At 53.4% G+C, this 18,006-nt stretch carries 18 protein-coding genes; 12 read left to right on the top strand and 6 right to left on the bottom strand.

Annotated elements, in window-relative coordinates:
* Nucleotides 1–16: 16 nt before the first annotated feature.
* The 5 genes from BLR00_RS02320 to BLR00_RS02300 form a co-directional block, all read right to left on the bottom strand.
* The gene (locus BLR00_RS02320; protein WP_074630627.1) at nt 17–1,831 is read right to left on the bottom strand and encodes an AMP-dependent synthetase/ligase; all 1,815 of its coding nucleotides are present in this window, start codon (nt 1,829–1,831) and stop codon (nt 17–19) included.
* Nucleotides 1,832–1,866: 35 nt separating this feature from the next.
* Nucleotides 1,867–4,263, bottom strand: coding sequence for an acyl-CoA dehydrogenase (locus BLR00_RS02315; protein WP_074630626.1), 2,397 nt, complete (start codon nt 4,261–4,263; stop codon nt 1,867–1,869).
* Between the two features lie 60 nt (nt 4,264–4,323).
* On the bottom strand, nt 4,324–4,686 hold the full coding sequence (locus tag BLR00_RS02310) for a BON domain-containing protein (protein WP_074630625.1): 363 nt from the start codon (nt 4,684–4,686) through the stop codon (nt 4,324–4,326).
* A 70-nt stretch (nt 4,687–4,756) separates the two neighbouring features.
* Nucleotides 4,757–5,746 (bottom strand): tRNA (adenosine(37)-N6)-dimethylallyltransferase MiaA, encoded by a 990-nt coding sequence (gene miaA / locus BLR00_RS02305; protein WP_074630624.1) that lies wholly within the window; start codon nt 5,744–5,746, stop codon nt 4,757–4,759.
* A gap of 48 nt (nt 5,747–5,794) precedes the next feature.
* Nucleotides 5,795–6,175 (bottom strand): YajD family HNH nuclease, encoded by a 381-nt coding sequence (locus BLR00_RS02300; RefSeq protein WP_074630623.1) that lies wholly within the window; start codon nt 6,173–6,175, stop codon nt 5,795–5,797.
* A 225-nt stretch (nt 6,176–6,400) separates the two neighbouring features.
* On the opposite strand from BLR00_RS02300, the gene BLR00_RS02295 reads away from it, so the two are divergent.
* The 12 genes from BLR00_RS02295 (at nt 6,401) to BLR00_RS02235 (ending at nt 17,293) form a co-directional block, all read left to right on the top strand.
* Nucleotides 6,401–7,525: a 3-deoxy-7-phosphoheptulonate synthase gene (locus BLR00_RS02295; RefSeq protein ID WP_074630622.1), complete on the top strand. Its 1,125-nt coding sequence runs from the start codon at nt 6,401–6,403 to the stop codon at nt 7,523–7,525.
* Between the two features lie 184 nt (nt 7,526–7,709).
* Nucleotides 7,710–8,627 carry a cobalamin-binding protein gene (locus tag BLR00_RS02290; RefSeq protein WP_081346620.1) on the top strand — a complete coding sequence of 306 codons (918 nt, stop codon included), beginning with the start codon at nt 7,710–7,712 and terminating at the stop codon, nt 8,625–8,627.
* Nucleotides 8,628–8,968: 341 nt separating this feature from the next.
* The gene (ispH, locus tag BLR00_RS02280; protein ID WP_074630620.1) at nt 8,969–9,913 is read left to right on the top strand and encodes a 4-hydroxy-3-methylbut-2-enyl diphosphate reductase; all 945 of its coding nucleotides are present in this window, start codon (nt 8,969–8,971) and stop codon (nt 9,911–9,913) included.
* A gap of 241 nt (nt 9,914–10,154) precedes the next feature.
* Entirely contained in the window at nt 10,155–10,679 is a 525-nt protein-coding gene (kdsC, locus tag BLR00_RS02275) for a 3-deoxy-manno-octulosonate-8-phosphatase KdsC (protein WP_074630619.1), read from the top strand.
* Nucleotides 10,676–11,251, top strand: coding sequence for an LPS export ABC transporter periplasmic protein LptC (gene lptC / locus BLR00_RS02270; RefSeq protein WP_074630618.1), 576 nt, complete (start codon nt 10,676–10,678; stop codon nt 11,249–11,251). The genes kdsC and lptC overlap by 4 nt, the downstream gene beginning before the upstream one ends.
* Before the next feature lie 63 nt (nt 11,252–11,314).
* Entirely contained in the window at nt 11,315–11,866 is a 552-nt protein-coding gene (lptA, locus tag BLR00_RS02265; RefSeq protein WP_074630617.1) for a lipopolysaccharide transport periplasmic protein LptA, read from the top strand.
* Between the two features lie 21 nt (nt 11,867–11,887).
* On the top strand, nt 11,888–12,610 hold the full coding sequence (lptB, locus tag BLR00_RS02260) for an LPS export ABC transporter ATP-binding protein (protein ID WP_074630616.1): 723 nt from the start codon (nt 11,888–11,890) through the stop codon (nt 12,608–12,610).
* A 167-nt stretch (nt 12,611–12,777) separates the two neighbouring features.
* On the top strand, nt 12,778–14,253 hold the full coding sequence (locus BLR00_RS02255) for an RNA polymerase factor sigma-54 (RefSeq protein WP_074630615.1): 1,476 nt from the start codon (nt 12,778–12,780) through the stop codon (nt 14,251–14,253).
* Nucleotides 14,254–14,273: 20 nt separating this feature from the next.
* Entirely contained in the window at nt 14,274–14,606 is a 333-nt protein-coding gene (gene hpf / locus BLR00_RS02250) for a ribosome hibernation-promoting factor, HPF/YfiA family (protein ID WP_074630614.1), read from the top strand.
* 133 nt (nt 14,607–14,739) lie between these two features.
* Entirely contained in the window at nt 14,740–15,708 is a 969-nt protein-coding gene (gene hprK / locus BLR00_RS02245; protein ID WP_074630613.1) for an HPr(Ser) kinase/phosphatase, read from the top strand.
* Nucleotides 15,709–15,772: 64 nt separating this feature from the next.
* A complete protein-coding gene (gene rapZ / locus BLR00_RS02240; RefSeq protein WP_074630612.1) occupies nt 15,773–16,618 on the top strand; it encodes an RNase adapter RapZ in 846 nt (281 codons plus the stop codon).
* Nucleotides 16,619–16,678: 60 nt separating this feature from the next.
* Complete coding sequence (locus tag BLR00_RS02235) at nt 16,679–17,293, top strand: flavin prenyltransferase UbiX (RefSeq protein ID WP_074630611.1); 615 nt, start codon at nt 16,679–16,681, stop codon at nt 17,291–17,293.
* 52 nt (nt 17,294–17,345) lie between these two features.
* On the opposite strand, the gene BLR00_RS02230 is transcribed toward BLR00_RS02235, so the two are convergent.
* Nucleotides 17,346–17,972 (bottom strand): 5-formyltetrahydrofolate cyclo-ligase, encoded by a 627-nt coding sequence (locus BLR00_RS02230; protein ID WP_074630610.1) that lies wholly within the window; start codon nt 17,970–17,972, stop codon nt 17,346–17,348.
* Nucleotides 17,973–18,006 lie beyond the last annotated feature (34 nt).

Here is an 18,006-nt window from a genome sequence, read left to right as displayed (position 1 = left end):
CCGTTCCTTAGTGGACTTAATGCCCTTCATAAAGTCTGCCCACTTCGGCCTTATAGCGATCAAGGACCCGTCCCCGCCGCAGTTTCAAGGTTGGCGTGAGCATGCCGTTCTCGATGGTCCATGGCTCTTGCGCCAGCGCCACGCGGTATACCTTGGCATAGCCTGGAAACTCGCTTATCTGACGGGTGATTTTTTCCAGCAGGATTTCCTCAAGTTTCTGGTCTTGCGCCAGGTTACGCCAGTCACGATCAAGGTGATATTGTCCTGACAGGCCTTCCCAGTGGCCGGAATTCAGAACCACTAGTGCGCTTAAGTATGAGCGTCCTTCACCGATCAGCATCACCTGCTCGAATAATGGATCGCGCAGAATCGCGGCTTCCATATCCGCTGGCGGGACTTTCTCACCGGTGGACATGACGATGATTTCCTTCAGGCGTCCGGTGATCGTTATCCCGCCGTTTTCATCAATGCGTGCGATGTCACCGGAGTTCAGCCAGCCATCAGGTGTCAGCACCGCCTTGGTGGCTTCCGGATCATTCCAGTAACCGAGCATTACATTGGGTCCGTGAATCAGCAGCGCATTATTCTCGCCAAGCTTCACTTCCACACCCGGAATGGGCCGCCCCACGGTTCCCGGGACGTTGTTGTCAAAGGTGTTGCTGCATACCACGGGGCTGCTTTCGGTCATGCCGTAGCCTTGCAGCAGCGGCAGTCCCAAACCGATAAATATCCGCGAAACGTCAGTCGATAACGCCGCCCCGCCAGTCATTGCCCCGCGAAGCCGCCCGCCTAGTTTGGCCATCACCTTCTTTGCCACCAGGCTGTCCAGCAACGGCCATAACAGGTGAGAAAGATGCCAGGAATCCCGCCGCTGCTGATATTCAAAGCGGCTGAAACCGATGTCAACCGTCAAGTTAAACAGTTTACGGCTGACGGCGGACCCTTCCGCGAGTTTGGCGCGAATTCCGCCGTACACCCGCTCATAGATTCGGGGTACCGAAACCAGGATAGTGGGACGAATGATCAGCAGATCCTCCGGCAACTGCTGAATCGAGCGGGCATAAGCCACCGTGGCCCCACACATCATGGGGACGTAATAACCGCCCGTGCGTTCATAGGCATGCGACAGGGGAAGAAATGAGAGCAACAGATCACCCCGTGATAGCGGCACAATCTGCGAGCAGCCGTACGCATTCGTGAGTATATTGTGATGGCTCAGCATCACCCCCTTGGGGCGCCCTGAAGTGCCGGAGGTGTATATGATAGTGGCCAGTTGATGCGGATCGGCTTTGATGGACTGTATCTCTCCGGCTTGCTCCGGCAGCCAGTCATGCAGCGCAAGCACGCGATGATCGTCAACTTTTTCGGGACTGCTCTGAATTGTCACGACGCGCGTCAGATCGCCGACCTGATGGACCAAGCCGGAAAATGCCCGCCACTGCGCAAGCTCCTCCAGCAATAACACTTTGACGCCAGCGTCGGACAGAATATAGGCGGCATTTTCCACGCGATCAGCCGTGTAAAGAGGCACGACCACCAACCCCATTCTCAGCGCGGCATGTTCGAACATCACCCATTCCGGGCAGTTTCGTAACATCACCGCCACCCGGTCGCCGGCCACAAGATTTTCCTGAGAGAGTGCGGCCTGCCAGCGCAGGATACCCTGATCCATCTGTTCCCAGGTAAGATCGCGCCATTTGCCGCTTGACCGGTCGTAATCCCGGTAAGCCACCCCTTCGGGTGATCGGCGGACTCGCTCACTGAACAGACCGTTCAGTGTCCCGGCTACTTCCACCGGAATAATGTTCAGGTCGTGCTGACTGTTTTGCATGAGACGTTTCCCCCCGCCACGTATTTTATTGTTAACTAATCGAGGGTCCTGGCAGGCTGCTGGCTTGCCGTGTCATGGGTCACTTCCGCGGCCATTTCCGGGATCGTTTCCGCCGGTTCAGGGCCAGCATGCGGTTCGCTGCCAAAATCCGCGGGAAAATCGTCCACCATGATGACACGCCGGCGCAGGGTCTCCATTTTTCCCATCAGTTCCAACTCGTTGGTGGTGATAACCCTTTGCTTAAGGGCAGCGGTGATTTTTTCCTCCCGCTGTGCGGGGATCCGGCCCGCTTTGACGGCTGCGCGCAACTTGGATTCCACTGCCTCGCTTACGACTGCGCATCGCAGTGCCTGTTCCAGAATGCCCAGCGGCTCCTCAGCGGATTCCGGCACGTAAATGCCCGTGGTCAGACGGTCACGCGCTTCCCCCGGCGTGAGCATCAGTTTGGCTACCTTATGACTCAATTCATCGGATGGCGGCGAGAATGATTTGCCCAAAGGAAATACAAGAAACCGAAGCAGCCGCATTCCTACAGCGCCCCCAGGAAAATTTCCCATCAAGCCATCGAAAGCTTCCTGCATGCGATAAAGTGCATCCCGCATCGACCAATGCAGCAATGGTAAATCAGCCGCGGGGCGATCATCGTCCTTAAAGCGCTTGAGCGTCGCCGAGCATAAATAAAGCATGCTGAGAATATCGCCCAGGCGAGCGGACAATCTTTCCCTGCGTTTCAGTGATCCTCCCAAAACAAGCAGGGATATGTCGGCGAGCAGCGCGAAAGCAGCAGAGAAACGTGTTAGTTGGCTATAGTAACCTTGTACCTCGGGACCCACGCTGCCGGGAGCGCTCGCAAGATAGCCGCCGGTGAGTCCATGCAGCAGGGAACGCATACCATTGCCGATACTGAAAACAATGTGCCCCATCAATGCGCGATCGAATTCCACCGAGGCGCGCGCCGCATTGCTGTCGTTCGCCGCGCGAATTTCCCTTAACACATAAGGGTGGCAGCGTATCGCACCCTGACCGAAGATAATCATGCTGCGAGTCAGGATGTTGGCGCCTTCTACCGTGATGCTGACGGGAATATGCTGATAATTGCGTCCCAGGTAGTTGCTGGGCCCCATGCAGATACCCTTGCCACCATGAATATCCATCGCATCGTTGATGACCTGGCGTCCGCGTTCGGTGAGATGATATTTGACAATGGCCGAGATGACCGAGGGTTTCTCGCCAAGATCCACCGCGCCCACCGTCATCACACGCGCCGCGTCCATCATGTAAGTATTGCCGCCGATACGCGCCAGCGCCTCCTCCACGCCTTCAAAGCGCCCGATGGGCATTTTGAATTGCACGCGCACTCTGCTATACGCGCCGCTGGTGCGCGCCGCCAGTTTGGCTGCGCCGGTGCTGGTGGCCGGCAGGGAAATCGATCGTCCGGCCGCAAGGCAGTTCATCAGCATGCGCCAGCCGCACCCTATTCCGTCGCGCCCGCCAATTACCCAATCCATCGGGATGAACACATCCTTGCCGGAATTGGGGCCATTTTGAAAAGCGGCATCGAGCGGGAAGTGGCGGCGTCCGATATTGACACCCGGTGTATGGGTGGGGATCAGCGCGAGCGTGATACCAAGATCTTTTTCATCACCAAGTAGCCCATCCGGGTCATGCAGCTTGAATGCAAGTCCGAGGAGAGTCGCCACCGGGCCCAGGGTAATGTAGCGTTTTTCCCAGGTGACCCGCATGCCCAGCACATTCTCATCGCCGTTGAATTCGCCATGGCAGACGATGCCAAAATCAGGAATAGAACCCGCATCCGACCCCGCATCCGGTCCGGTCAGAGCGAAACAGGGGACTTCCTTCCCTTTCGCCAGACGCGGGAGATAGTAATCTTTTTGTTCCTCCGTGCCGTAGTGCAACAGCAGTTCCGCCGGCCCCAGCGAATTTGGCACCATTACCGATACCGCCGCGGTGCCGCTGCGCGAGCTGATCTTCATCACCACTTCGGAATGTGCCAGCGCAGAAAAGCCATGGCCCCCATATTGCCTGGGGATAATCATGCCGAAAAAACCATTGTCCTTGATGAATTGCCAAACATGGGGAGGCAGATCGTGCAGCTCGCGCGTAATGTGCCATTCATCCAGCATCGCGCACAATTGTTCAACTGGGCCGGCGAGAAAGCTCTTTTCTTCCGCGCTCAGTTTCGGCTTGGGGTAGGCCAGCAGCTTGTTCCAGTCCGGCTTGCCGCTGAACAGATCCCCGTCCCACCATACGGTTCCCGCATCCAGTGCCTCCTGTTCTGTCTGCGAAATCTGCGGCAGGATTCTGCGGAAAAATTTCAGCATTCGATTCGAAATGAGCGCACGCCTCAGCGGCGGGACAAATAGAATAACGCCGAGAACGACAAGCAGCGCCAGCAGCACAGAGGAGATCAAGGTAATTTTTCCGCTTGGATTTGAGACAGCCACATCATATTATTGTGGGAAATCCGGACACTATCCATCTTTTGCAGCCGCGCCGGCACTCTTTAAGCTCATTTTATTGTCCACTTTTTTAATGCCCTCCGCCATCCATGCGAGCATGATAACGCGATCCATCTGGGTTTGATTATCCACCAAACCACCCAGCATGACCTCGCCGTTGCGCGCCTCGATTTTTACATCCAGATTTTTGACATTCGGATCGGCGCGCAATGCTGATCGTATGTTGGCGGTAAGGGCGGTATCGTCGATGACCGGCCCCGCCGGGGGGGTTACCCAGGAGTCGTGCACCTTGTCTTCATGCTTCGTGCAGCCGGTGATGAAGAGGGCACCGATAAGCGTTCCGGTAAAAACCATCCATTTAAATTTATCATTCATATTTTTTTCTCCCAACTGGAGTTGATCAAAAAATCGACGATCAAATCGACCCTTTACTGATAAGCCACGATTATGAAACCAACGCCGCTTTCAAACCAGTGCTACGCAGATATTTCCATACATGCTCCGGCAAATTTTCCATCAGGCAATCGAATTTCTTTACACCTTCCATGGGGCGCAGCCAGGTGAGTTGCCGTTTTGCGAGCTGGCGCGTGGCGGCAAGCGCCATATCACGCATTTTGCCCAGGCTGATTTCATTGTCCAGATACATCCACACCTGCCGGTAGCCGACGCAGCGCATCGAAGGGCTTTTGTCGTTCAGACAGAATTTATCACGGATTGCACGAACCTCATCGATCAATCCCAGTTCAAGCATTTTTTCGAAGCGCTGCGCGATGCGCTGATGCAATACCTCACGATCACCGGGAGCCAGGGTGACGCGAATCACATGGTAAGGAAGATTAGAATGTCTGGGTTTTTTCAGAATTTCCGACATGGGTTTGCCGGCGAGATAACACACCTCCAGGGCGCGCTGGATGCGCTGGCTGTCGGTGGGTTGAATGCGTGCCGCGCTGACCGGGTCAAGCTGCAGTAGTTCATTATGCAGCGCCGGCCAGCCAGACTCTTGAGCCCTGGTTTCAATCAGCATGCGTAGGCTGGCGTCCGCGGAAGGAAGTTCGGAAAGTCCCTCCAGCAGTGCTCGGAAATAAAGCATCGTACCGCCCGCCAACAGCGGAATATTCCCTCGCTCCGTGATCTCGCGCATTGCGACAAGCGCATCACTCACAAATTGCGCGGCGGAATATCGCTCGTGCGGTTCGATCAGATTGATGAGATGGTGTGGCACCGCCGCCATGGATTGTGTATCGGGTTTGGCGGTACCAATATCCATATGACGATAGACTTGGGCCGAATCCACGCTAACGATTTCCACCGGCAGATTTCTGGCGATTTCCAGCGCGATGCCACTTTTGCCGCTTGCGGTGGGCCCCATTAGAACAATGGCAGGCGGAAAGGATGCGAAATCCTGGTTTTGAAATTCTGAACTTTGCTCTGTCATGGATCGATGAAGCGCCAGATTTGACCGGGATTTATTTTGATCGCTTGCTTACTCTTTATTTTTGAGCAAGGTTTTGAGATTTGCAAAGGGATTATGCGTGGCGTGGGTTTCCTCTTTACTACCCGGTAAACCACCACCGCCGGTGCTATCCAGGTATCGGGAATGCTCGTTTTCATGACAGTACACGCACAGTAATTCCCAATTGCTGCCATCAGCCGGATTGTTGTCGTGATTGTGATCCCGGTGATGTACCGTCAACAACTGGAGGTTCACGTGAGTAAACTCACGTGCACATCGCCCGCAGATCCAGGGATAAATCCTGAGTGCCTGTTCGCGATAGGTTGTGTTGCGTTGTTCCCGGTTGTGCCGGGCTTCGGCGACAACACGATCCAGCCTGGCGTTGTCCGGTGGGGTTGATTTAGATGTCATGGGTTCGCAGGGAAGCCGGAACAAACTTCAAAATCCATACAAATACCGCATGGGAAAGCACTAACCAGAATCCGGTAGTTGACCGCACACTCCACCCCGTTCAACTGACACATCTGGGATTAAACGCCATATTCGATTGCATGGCAAGCGCCGGTTTTTTCGGTTAGAATTCCATTTTTGCCACTGCGCTTCCCGCGCTGGCTTGTCAACTCCCGATACTATCTCATGATTCTTGTCCTGAGCCCGGATACCCGGGCTGACAGTTCCGAGTACAGGCAGTTAATGGTGCACCTGGCTAATTTGCCGGGTATCTCCACGCGCGTGCATAGCGAAGTTGGCGTCGAGCAGACGCTGACCGAAGTATATTTGATTGGCAATACCAAGGCGTTGCCTGTTGAGGATATGCGAAGCCTGCCATGTGTCGAGCAGGTTGTCCGGATTTCGGAGGAGTATCGTGTTCTCGGCCGGCACAAGGACGATCACAGACCTACCTACTTCGACTATAACGGCGTGCGCTTTGGCCAGGATACGCTGAATGTATTCGCCGGGTTGTGTGCGGTGGATACCCTGGAGCATGTCGAATTAATGATGTTGGCGCTACGCGACAATGGGCAGGTGTGCACTCGTATGGGCGCCTATAAGCCGCGCACCAGCCCGTATTCGTTTCAGGGGCACGGCAAGGCATGTCTCCCTTACGTATTCGAGCTCGCCGGGAAATATGGCATCAAGGTGATCGCCATGGAAATCACCCATGAGTCCCATGTGGAAGAAATTCGTGACGCGCTCTTCCGGACCGGCAATGCGACCGGCGTCATGCTCCAGATCGGTACACGCAATACACAAAATTTTGAACTGCTGAAGATTGTCGGACGTCAGCAGGACTTTCCTGTATTGATCAAGCGTGGCTTCGGCATTACCCTGGATGAATCGCTCAATGCCGCGGAATATCTGGCTTCCGAGGGTAATCGTAAAGTCGTGTTTGGATTGCGCGGCATGAAAACCAACATGGCGGATCCCCACCGCAATTTTGTGGATTTCGCTCATGTGCCGGTGGTCAAACGCCTGACGCGCATGCCCGTTTGCATTGATCCTTCGCATTCGGTTGGCCTGCGCGCGCCTTCGCCAGAAGGCATCCTGGATATCATGCATGTTACCGCCCAAGGTGTGATAGCGGGTGCCAACATGGTACTGGTGGATTTTCACCCGGTACCGAATAAGGCGCTCGTGGATGGGCCGCAGGCGCTACTGATCAAAGAGTTGCCGCTTTTTCTGGAGGATGTCCGCATCGCACGCGCCGCTTACGAACAACGCGTGGCCCTGGCCAGACGTTATCAGGAAGCGGAATCGTAATCAGTATCGTCGCGCCCGTAAGACATCTCCGCAATCCACTTTATCGCAACGGGTTCGCCGGTTGCACGCTCGCCCCGCATGGAATTTCGAATTTCCGGGTTCGCTACATGCTACATGCGAGGCGCCATTTCTAAATTCCCCGTGAATATTGCTGGATATCCGCGTTAAATATACCCTCAACAATATGAGATATGGTGTTTTAGCGCTGCTGCTTATATTGCCGTGGATTTCCATCAGTGCTGCTGTGGATGTGACGCGCAAGACTTCGCCGGTAAATGGGCCGCTTATTTTGCCGATTAAGCTGACCGACGATCGTGGACGCGATATCCGCCTGAATCATTTTGCTACACGTATTATCTCGCTCTCTCCCCATATCACCGAACTGGTATTCGCAGCAGGTGCTGGCGGCAAGCTTGTGGGCGTCAGCCGTTACAGCGATTATCCGGAGGCGGCTAAATCCATTTCAGACGTTGGGGATTCATCCAGTCTTGATCTGGAAAGAATTATTGCACTCAAGCCTGATCTGGTGGTTGCATGGCGTAGCGGCAACTCCATTTCCGATATTGAGAAACTTGAGAAACTGGGGCTGACTGTTTTTGCCACGGAAGCCACCAGACTGGAAGATGTGCCCCGTTTATTGCGAATAATCGGCGCGCTGGCAGAAACCTCAATACAGGCGGAATCAGCGGCGAGGGTTTACGAAGCGGAGTTGCGGCAAATCAAACGCACTTATAGCGGCCGTCAGCCGGTCAGGGTATTTCAGTTGATCTGGCATCAGCCATTCATGACGGTAAATGGTCATCATATTATCAGCGATATCATCGATATTTGCGGCGGCATCAATGTGTTCGCTTCCGCAGCTTCCCTAACGCCGGTGATATCCGCGGAAAACTTGCTGGAAGCCGATCCTCAGGCCGTTATCAGCAGCCTATCGCTCGAATTCGCCGAAACCGGGATCAGAGAGCGCTTGTCAACCATCAGCGCGGTCAGAAACAATCATTTATTTTTTGTGCACCCTGATCTCCTGCATCGCCAGACGCCACGCATTTTGCAAGCGGCGCAAAAAGTATGCGCGCAGTTGGAGGCAGTCCGCTCAGGCTAAGAAACTCCGTGTAACCCGGAGTTTTTGCCACCGGCTTCATCTGTCGGATGAGCTCACTACAAGGTGAATTGCACAGTTCTGGCCCCAAAAACCACACGCTTCTCCTAATCCAGCTACCGGATTCAGTATTAATCGGCAGCAGGCAGACCGTCCAACTCGACATTGAAGCGAAAAAAGCGGCACTTTTGCAGCCGATTTTTTTCAAGTCCGGCAGGCAGCTAGTATAATGATTCATCGGCTTTGTTATGGATTAAAGGTACACTATTACATGTGCGAAGGAGTGCGCGTTGGAACACACATTATCGGCGCTCAATGAAAATAGTTTTTATGGAGAACGACCAATGATTAAAGTATTGCTTGCAAATCCCAGAGGTTTTTGCGCTGGTGTGGATCGCGCTATTGAGATTGTCGAGCGGGCGCTGGCCATGCATGGTGCACCGATTTACGTGCGTCACGAGGTGGTGCATAACCGTTTCGTGGTGGAAAATCTGGAAAAAAAAGGAGCGGTATTTGTTGAGAATCTTGATGAAGTGCCTGTCGGCAGCATCCTGATTTTTAGTGCGCATGGCGTTTCCCATGAAGTGCGGCGAGAAGCCCAGGCGCAACAGTTCAAGGTATTCGATGCTACCTGTCCGCTCGTGACCAAAGTTCATATTGAAGTGGCAAAGATGCGCGAGCAGGGCAGGGAAATCATCATGATCGGCCACCAGGGTCATCCGGAGGTGGAGGGCACCATGGGCCAGGCTGAAGGGGACGGTCCTTGCATGTATCTGGTGGAAACAGAAGAGGACGTCGACAATTTGCAAGTTAAAGACCCGACTCATCTGGCCTATGTCACCCAGACCACGCTGTCGGTGGATGATGCAACGCGGGTGATCAAGGCATTGAAGAAGCGCTTTCCAAAAATCACCGGACCGAAAAAGGACGATATTTGCTATGCCACGCAAAATCGCCAGGATGCGGTCAAAATGATGGTAAAGCAGTGCGATCTGGTGATTGTCGTGGGTTCCCCCAACAGTTCCAACTCCAATCGGCTGTGTGAGGTCGCACGAAACGCCGGTGTGGATGCGTTTATGATAGATCGTGCCGAGCAATTGCAGGAAAGCTGGCTGGAGGAGAAGGACCGGATCGGTATTACCGCTGGCGCTTCCGCACCGGAAGTGCTCGTGCAGGAAGTCATATCGCGCCTCAGACAGATTGGAGCCGGACAGGCTGGCAGGGAAGTGGTGGTAGAGGAACTCAGCGGCGTGGTTGAGTCGGTGGTATTTCCATTGCCTAAAAATTGATGGGACGGAGGTCAGGAACTTTGAATAAGTCCGTGGCCTATTTCCGTAATTAATGGAGTATTTATAAATGGCTGCCCTGGCGGGGCCCGCATCGGGTCTCGTGGGGGTGGTATCACGATCGTCAGAATGCTCCCAGGCGCATGCTGGGTTTGCCTGTGCCGACAATGCGCTCCACGGGATTTATTCAGAGTTGCCTGGCTAGCCTTCAGACCCCCTCTGGCAACTTGCCGTTGGAATATCGATGCAACATATACTGGAAAGAGCGAAAAAAATCCGCGCAGTTGTCTTCGACGTGGACGGAGTACTTACCGATGGAAGTCTCTATCTTACGGATAGCGGTGAGGAAATGAAGGCGTTTAATAGTCACGACGGTCACGGCATAAAAATGCTCAAGGCAAGTGGAATCAATATTGCTCTTATCACGGGTAGGGAATCCCGCTGCGTCGCTTTGAAAGCGAAAGACTGGGGCATTACGCTCGTTTATCAGGGCGCGAAAGTCAAGCTGCCCGCATTCGAAGCGCTATTGCAGAAACTGGAACTGGACGCTTCCGCCTGTGCCTATGTGGGTGATGACCTGATAGATTTACCGGTAATGCTGCGCTGCGGTCTGGCTATTTGTGTGCCGGCCGCACCCGCGCTGGTGAAAAGGCACGCGCATTATGTGACTTGTCTCGAAGGCGGGCGCGGCGCGGTGCGGGAGATCTGCGAAATGATAATGCAGGCGCAGGATACGCTGGATGCCCAATTGGCAACGTACCTTAAATGACCAGCTGGATGCTTTCCGGATTTCTGCTCCTCCTGGCTACCTTGCTGGCGGCGCTGTTGTTCTGGTTGAACCAGTCGGCACAAGCGCCCTCTCCGGTCCAGGCCGATGGGTCGCGTGTCGCCGCACCTGACTACATGATAGAAAATTTCTCCGCGGTGCGCATGGACCGTGATGGCGTTACGCGTCACTTGCTTTCCGCAAAAAGAATGCTGCATTATCCGGACGACGATACCACTGATCTGGAACAACCCCGCTTCATCAATACCGAGCCCGGTAAACCGGTGATGCGGGTGGATGCGGACCAGGCGAAAATGACCGCCAACGGCGAAGATGTCTATCTAACGGGTAACGTCAAGGTACTGCGGGGCGGGGGTAAAGGCCGAAAGGAGACGGTCATGACTACCAGCTTTTTGCATCTCCTTCCTGATGACGGCATTGCCAAAACCGACAGGCCTGTGGTTATCACCGAAGCGAATGCGGTCATCAACGCGGTCGGTATGGAAGTCAGTAACCGTACCCAGGTTACCCAGTTATTATCACAGGTCAGAGTTGTTCATGCCAAAGCGCGCTAGTGCGGTGCGTCAGGCGCATTACACGTATTTCCCGTTATCCATGAGCATATTCGTGAGACGGGTATGAAATCATTCTTCGTCATGTTTTTTTTGGCCATGGCAGCCCTGCTATTTACGCGACCGGTATTGGCCGAGCGCGCGGATCGCGATAAACCCATCCATCTGGAAGCCGATAAGGCCACCGTGCAGGATGCCAACAAACTTGCCACATTTACCGGCAACGTGGTATTCACACAGGGCACGCTGGTCATCCGTGCTGACAAGATGACCGTGAAAGAAGATGCCAACGGTTTTCAACATGCTACCGCTTTCGGTAATCTCGCCAGCTTTCGGCAGAAGCGCGATGGCGCGGATGATTATATCGAAGGCTGGAGCGAACGTATGGAATACGACAGCAAGGCCGACAAGGTCCAGCTCTTCAAGAAAGCAAGATTGAAAAGAGGGCACGATGAAGTTCATGGAGATTATATTGCCTACGATGCTATCAATGAATTTTTTCAGGTTACGAGCAACACCAATGAGGTGAGCAGCACTCAAACAAATACTGACGGACGAGTGCGGGCAGTAATTCAGCCGAAGAAAAAGGAGCAAAAACCGAAGGATGAGAGTCCGTAGCGTCGCAATGCCGCCCCCGAAATGAGTGAGTTAAGAGCGGGTAATCTAAGAAAGCGTTACAAATCTCGCACAGTTGTGCAGGATGTGTCGCTTTCCGTCAACAGCGGCGAAGTAGTCGGTCTGCTGGGGCCTAATGGTGCCGGAAAAACCACTTGTTTTTACATGATGGTTGGATTGGTGCCGCTGGACGGCGGTGGCATATACTTGGACGAGCGCGATTTGACTCAGCTGCCGATTCATCAGCGGGCACGCCTGGGCTTGAGCTATCTGCCGCAGGAGGCCTCAATCTTCAGGCGGCTTTCCGTGGCTGACAATATTCGCGCGGTGCTGGAATTGAAGAGTTACACAGCCGATGAAATGCAGCAGCGTCTGGATGATCTGTTGCATGATCTGCACATCAGCCATATCCGTACCAGCCAGGGTATCAGTTTGTCCGGCGGTGAGCGCCGCCGTGTGGAAATTGCCCGGGCGCTCGCGACGCAGCCACGGTTCATTCTGCTGGATGAGCCATTTGCCGGGGTGGATCCCATTGCCGTGCTGGATATCCAGAAAATTATCCAGTTCCTCAAAGAACGCGACATCGGTGTTCTCATTACCGATCATAACGTCAGGGAAACACTAGGGATTTGTGACCGCGCCTACATCATCAGTGACGGTATGGTGCTGGCGAGCGGTAAGCCTGATGAAATCATCTATAATGAAGATGTAAGAAAAGTGTATTTGGGGGAACACTTCCGACTGTGAAAATGAGGATTTGATCTGCGCGAATTCGGTTTTACCGTTGTTCATATTATCCTAAATCCGCCCCGTAGCAGGCTCACCCAAAAGGTGAGAATCAAATAGCAAAGAAATTCTTTACGAATCATAATTCTAGACTGATAAATGAGCGATCAACCAGCGGATTTAGGATTATGAAGCCTACCCTCCAGTTTAAACTGTCGCAGCACCTGGCGCTTACTCCTCAATTGCAGCAAGCCATCCGGTTGCTACAGCTTTCCACGGTTGAACTGAATCAGGAGATTGAGCGCATCGTGCAGGAAAATCCCCTGCTGGAGCTGGATGACAGCATCGGTAGCGACGTTACTGAATATCGGCCTAACCTCCTCGATAGCTCGGTGGAACCGCTCGCCCCGGATTTGCTGGAAGCCTCCGGTGACACCATGGCGGAGATGCCTGCGGCCGAGAGCGATTCTGGTATAAAAAATGGCATGGCCGATGAATCGGACTGGTCCGGCGACGATGGCACTTTTCGCAGCACGCGTGATGAGGACGAGGAGCGAGATTTTCCGCAACAGGCGGCAGAGCCCCCCAGTTTACGTGAGCATCTTAATATGCAACTCAGCCTGAGCCAGATTGGCGAGCGCGACCGGCGAATTGTCGGCTTACTGATCGACAGCTTGAATGACGATGGCTACCTTGCTCAGGATCTGGAAGAACTCGTTAGCTTCTTGCCGCCGGAGCTTGAAATAGATATCGATGCTCTGCACATTGCCCTTGAATATCTGCAGCATCTTGATCCGCCTGGTGTGGGCGCGCGTAATTTGAGGGAATGCCTGAGCATGCAATTGCAAGCTCTGCCGGAAGGTACACCCTTCCGGGATCGCGCGCTACTTCTGGTTGACAGCCATCTCGACAGCCTGGCGTCACGGGATTTTTGCACAATCAAAAAGTTGTTGCATTGTGATGACGAATGCCTGCGTTCAGTTCAGCATCTTATCACCCACTTGAATCCGAGACCGGGTACGGCGTTCAGTTCGGCGGTAGCGCGTTACATTATCCCTGACGTGATCGTAACAAAAATCAATGGTTCCTGGGTAGCCAGTCTCAATCCGGAGGCAATGCCGCGCCTCAAGATCAATCGTCTCTATGCGGACATCCTTAAACGGAGCCATGATGATTCCGCGCGCCGGCTCGTGAGTCAGTTACATGAAGCCAAATGGCTCATCAAGAATGTGCAGCAGCGTTTCGGCACCATACTGAGGGTTTCCTCCGCTGTCGTCGATCGCCAACGGCAGTTTTTTGAGCACGGTGCAGTCGCCATGCGCCCGCTGGTGTTGCGGGAAATTGCGGAAGCGCTTGAGTTGCATGAGTCCACAATTTCGCGTGTGACCACTCAAAAATTTATGCGCACGCCGCGTGGTATATTCGAGTTAAAGTATTTTTTTGGCAGTCACGTGGCAACCGATACCGGTGGCGCCTGTTCCGCCACCGCGATTCGTGCGCTGATCAAGCAAATGGTAAATGCTGAAAATGCAAAGAAACCACTGAGTGATAGTCAGATTTCAGAAATTCTGGGACAGCAAGGCATTGTAGTTGCTCGTCGTACTGTCGCAAAATATCGGGAGTCCATTCAGATTCCTCCCGTTAATCTTCGTAAATCATTTTAACCCCAAGCTCAGGAGGCATGATGAATCTAAATCTTACCGGTCACCACGTAGAAATTACCCCCTCCTTGCGTGATTATGTCGCTTCAAAGATGAGCAAGGTTACGCGTCATTTCGACCATGTTATTGATGTCAGCGTGATACTGTCGGTGGAAAAACTTCAGCAGAAGGCTGAGGCCAATGTACACGTGAAAGGGAAAGATATTTTTGTGGAGACCGACAGTGCCGATATGTATGCTTCAATAGACAGTCTGGTGGATAAACTTGATCGACAGATTCTCAGGCACAAGGAAAAGAATACAAGCCGCCGCAATAATGGTGCGTTGAAAAATCAGGAAATGGAACAGCCGGAGTAGCCGGAACGGATTCAGGATCGTAGAAGCCTGGCGTCTTCTCTTGTAACATTGGGAAAACGTCCATCGCCATGATTCGGTAGCTAAAACGCACCGCTACTACATTCTCATCAATCGTATTGTATTGCCCTATCGAATGTCCCGAATCAGTATCACGCAACTATTTGAAGAAAAACAGCAAAAGCTGACTCTGACCTGGGAGGGAGGGAGGGACGGTGGTGACAGGCAACTCGACGATGATGCCATCGCCCGCTCTACACAGGGGATAATCGGTCATCTCAATTTCATCCACCCTAACTGGATACAGGTGCTGAACGATCCAGAAGCTGATTATCTCAATCAGCTCGATCCTGTTTCCTTGCGGCAGAATATGGAGCGGCTTGCGCAAAGCAACCTGTGGTGCATTATCGTTGCCGGTGGCGCTCCCGTGCCAGCCTCAATAAAGATTTTTGCAGACTCCACTCATACTCCCTTGTTCTGTTCGCCGCATTCCAGCCTGGAGGTGATCTGGATATTGCGTCCCTATCTGGGGCGCGCCCTGGCTCCTTCCAGTAGCCGGCACGGCGTTCTGCTGGACGTTCTGGGAATGGGCGTAATGATTACTGGCGAAAGCGGTGTCGGCAAAAGTGAACTTGCGCTGGAACTGGTGAGCCGTGGTCACGGGCTGGTCGCGGATGATGTGGTGGAGCTTTATCGCATCGCTCCGGAAACCCTGGAGGGACGCTGTCCGCCGATGTTGCGCGATTTTCTTGAAGTCCGCGGGTTGGGAATGCTGAATATTCGTACTATTTTTGGCGAGACCGCGGTACGCCGGAAAAAAAACATGAAGCTTATCGTGCATCTGCAAAAACCCAACAGTGTGGATTTTAATTCCCTGGAACGGCTGCCGATCAATGACGTCACCGAAAACATACTGGACGTCAATATCCGAAAAGTTATCATCCCGGTTGCCGCGGGGCGCAACTTGGCCGTACTGGTGGAAGCGGCGGTGCGTAATTATGTCTTGCAGCTGCGAGGGATCGACAGCGCCCAGGAGTTTCTTGCGCGGCATCAGCAGGAAATGGAGAATCAGGAAAATGATAAAAACCTGGAAAATGAGCCGTGAATTCAAAATCGGTGTCTATCGATGTCTTTTAGGGGCATTCTTCATTCTTACATCTTGATAAGAAATGCAACTGATCGTCATTAGCGGCCTCGCCGGTTCCGGCAAGAGCATCGCACTTACCGCGCTGGAGGACAGCGGCTATTATTGCGTGGATAACCTTCCGGCAAGCCTGTTGCGAGAGGTTACGCTTTATTTAAAAGGATCGGCGCATCCACGGGCGGCTGTCAGTATCGACGCCCGAAGCCGTGAGACTTTGCACCTGCTGCCGCAGCAGTTGGCTGACTTGAGGCGGCAGGAGATAGATGTGCACCTGCTGTTCCTGGAGGCTAAAACATATACACTGGTAAAGCGTTTTTCGGAAACACGCCGCCGCCATCCACTCAGTGACGATCACTCGACGTTGCCCGAATGCATACAGCTGGAGCGCGAAATGCTGCGCGAGGTGCGCGATCTCGCAAATCGCATCGATACCAGCGACCTGAGTGCCAGTTCATTGCGTGCGTGGGTCAGAGATTTCATCGGTCTCAATCCCGCAAGCCTGACGCTCCTGTTTCAATCGTTCGGCTTTAAGCATGGCATTCCACTGGATTCCGACATGGTATTCGATGTTCGCTGCCTTCCCAATCCACACTATGAGGTACTCTTGCGGCCGCTTACCGGGAGAGATGGGCCGGTAATCGAATATCTTGATGCGAATATCGATGTCAATCGAATGTTCGATGATATCAGGCGATTTGTCGATGACTGGCTCCCTTGCTTCATTCGCGACAATCGCAGTTACCTGACCGTGGCTATCGGCTGCACTGGCGGGCGTCATCGATCGGTGTATTTCGTGGAACGGCTGGCACGTTATTTCGCGGGAAACAACCAGGTTCTGGTGCGGCATAGGGAGCTGGATTCATCCCTGTGATTCAACTGACTTGTAAAAGATAAATCGCCAGTACTGTCAGAAAATAAACGGTCGACGCCCATGAGTACAACAAAAACCATTACCCTTGCTTTTACCGGCGCATCCGGAATGCCGTACGGTATACGCCTGCTGGAATTGTTGCTGGCGGGTGGCAATCGTGTCTACCTGCTGTATTCTCAAGCGGCACAGATTGTTGCGCACCAGGAAATGCAACTGGTGCTGCCGTCTCGCGCCAAAGAAGTGGAAGAATTATTCGGGCATCGGTTTAATGCCGCTGAAGGACAGCTGCGAGTATTCGGACGAGAGGAATGGTTTGCTCCGGTGGCTTCCGGTTCCAATCCGGCGGACGCGATGGTGGTCTGTCCCTGCACCATGGGAACGCTCGCCGCTATTGCGGCGGGGCTCAGCGAGAAACTGATCGAGCGTGCAGCGGATGTCATGCTGAAGGAAAGCCGGAAGCTTATTCTGGTTCCGCGCGAAACGCCATTTTCCGTCATTCACCTTGAAAATATGTTGAAACTTGCGCGCAGTGGCGCGGTGATCCTGCCTGCCAACCCAGGTTTCTATCACCATCCCGCGCAGGTGCAGGATGTGGTCGACTTTATTGTGGCGCGCATACTTGATCACCTCGGAGTGGCGCATACGCTTATGCCGCGCTGGGGCACGGAAAATTAGCCTTGTGCGGTGGGATATGGAGTAGAGTCCTATCAATTTCAGGAACGTATATCTATTTCAACGCATTTTCCGCCGCACACTCCTCGACGGAAATCAAATCCAGGCCGATGGACGTTACCCGATAAATCCCGGCCTCGGTCACAATAAAATCCATCGGAATATCGTGCGGCTGGGGGTGGACGCTGCTCAGACGCAGTATTTCAAACGCCACACCGATAGCCAGCGGACGCGGTACGATTGCAACCAGGGTGCGATCAAAATAGCCGCCGCCATACCCAAGCCGGAAGCCCGATTGATCGAAGCCGATCATGGGAGTTATCACCGCGCCAACTGTTACCGGATCGGTATTATCAGGCACCGGGATATCGTAAGCACCGATTTTCATGGGTGCTTCCGGCCACCATTTGCGAAAACGCAGCGCCTCATGTTTATTTACGATCTCGGGCAATGCAAGCGTTGCGCCATGTTCTCTGAAATAGTTCATCGCGGGACGCGGGTCATATTCGCCACGATGGGGCCAGCAAAACCCGACTACGCTGTTTTGCAACGAGGGAAAGCCTCGTTCTAGCGAGTATGTGATAGCCGTATTCCAACAGCGCTGCTCCGACTCGCTCACTAATTCCCTTCGCGTCATCAATTCAGTGCGCCGATGTTTTCTCCATTCCCGCCAGTTATGCATTATTTTGGTGAACTACTTGTAGAAAATATTGATT

The sequence above is a fragment of the Nitrosospira multiformis genome, assembly GCF_900103165.1.
Lineage (GTDB): Bacteria > Pseudomonadota > Gammaproteobacteria > Burkholderiales > Nitrosomonadaceae > Nitrosospira > Nitrosospira multiformis_D.
Note: the sequence above shows the minus strand (reverse complement) of the source record. Positions and strands in the feature narration are given on the sequence as shown.

What these genes read in the sequence shown, in the direction of transcription:
- BLR00_RS02320 (WP_074630627.1), bottom strand. Translation starts at nt 1,831, where the DNA reads ATGCAAAACAGTCAGCACGACCTGAACATTATTCCGGTGGAAGTAGCC.
- BLR00_RS02310 (WP_074630625.1), bottom strand. Translation starts at nt 4,686, where the DNA reads ATGAATGATAAATTTAAATGGATGGTTTTTACCGGAACGCTTATCGGT.
- miaA (WP_074630624.1), bottom strand. Translation starts at nt 5,746, where the DNA reads ATGACAGAGCAAAGTTCAGAATTTCAAAACCAGGATTTCGCATCCTTT.
- BLR00_RS02300 (WP_074630623.1), bottom strand. Translation starts at nt 6,175, where the DNA reads ATGACATCTAAATCAACCCCACCGGACAACGCCAGGCTGGATCGTGTT.
- BLR00_RS02295 (WP_074630622.1), top strand. Translation starts at nt 6,401, where the DNA reads ATGATTCTTGTCCTGAGCCCGGATACCCGGGCTGACAGTTCCGAGTAC.
- BLR00_RS02290 (WP_081346620.1), top strand. Translation starts at nt 7,710, where the DNA reads ATGAGATATGGTGTTTTAGCGCTGCTGCTTATATTGCCGTGGATTTCC.
- ispH (WP_074630620.1), top strand. Translation starts at nt 8,969, where the DNA reads ATGATTAAAGTATTGCTTGCAAATCCCAGAGGTTTTTGCGCTGGTGTG.
- kdsC (WP_074630619.1), top strand. Translation starts at nt 10,155, where the DNA reads ATGCAACATATACTGGAAAGAGCGAAAAAAATCCGCGCAGTTGTCTTC.
- lptC (WP_074630618.1), top strand. Translation starts at nt 10,676, where the DNA reads ATGACCAGCTGGATGCTTTCCGGATTTCTGCTCCTCCTGGCTACCTTG.
- lptA (WP_074630617.1), top strand. Translation starts at nt 11,315, where the DNA reads ATGAAATCATTCTTCGTCATGTTTTTTTTGGCCATGGCAGCCCTGCTA.
- lptB (WP_074630616.1), top strand. Translation starts at nt 11,888, where the DNA reads ATGAGTGAGTTAAGAGCGGGTAATCTAAGAAAGCGTTACAAATCTCGC.
- BLR00_RS02255 (WP_074630615.1), top strand. Translation starts at nt 12,778, where the DNA reads ATGAAGCCTACCCTCCAGTTTAAACTGTCGCAGCACCTGGCGCTTACT.
- hpf (WP_074630614.1), top strand. Translation starts at nt 14,274, where the DNA reads ATGAATCTAAATCTTACCGGTCACCACGTAGAAATTACCCCCTCCTTG.
- hprK (WP_074630613.1), top strand. Translation starts at nt 14,740, where the DNA reads ATGTCCCGAATCAGTATCACGCAACTATTTGAAGAAAAACAGCAAAAG.
- rapZ (WP_074630612.1), top strand. Translation starts at nt 15,773, where the DNA reads ATGCAACTGATCGTCATTAGCGGCCTCGCCGGTTCCGGCAAGAGCATC.
- BLR00_RS02235 (WP_074630611.1), top strand. Translation starts at nt 16,679, where the DNA reads ATGAGTACAACAAAAACCATTACCCTTGCTTTTACCGGCGCATCCGGA.
- BLR00_RS02230 (WP_074630610.1), bottom strand. Translation starts at nt 17,972, where the DNA reads ATGCATAACTGGCGGGAATGGAGAAAACATCGGCGCACTGAATTGATG.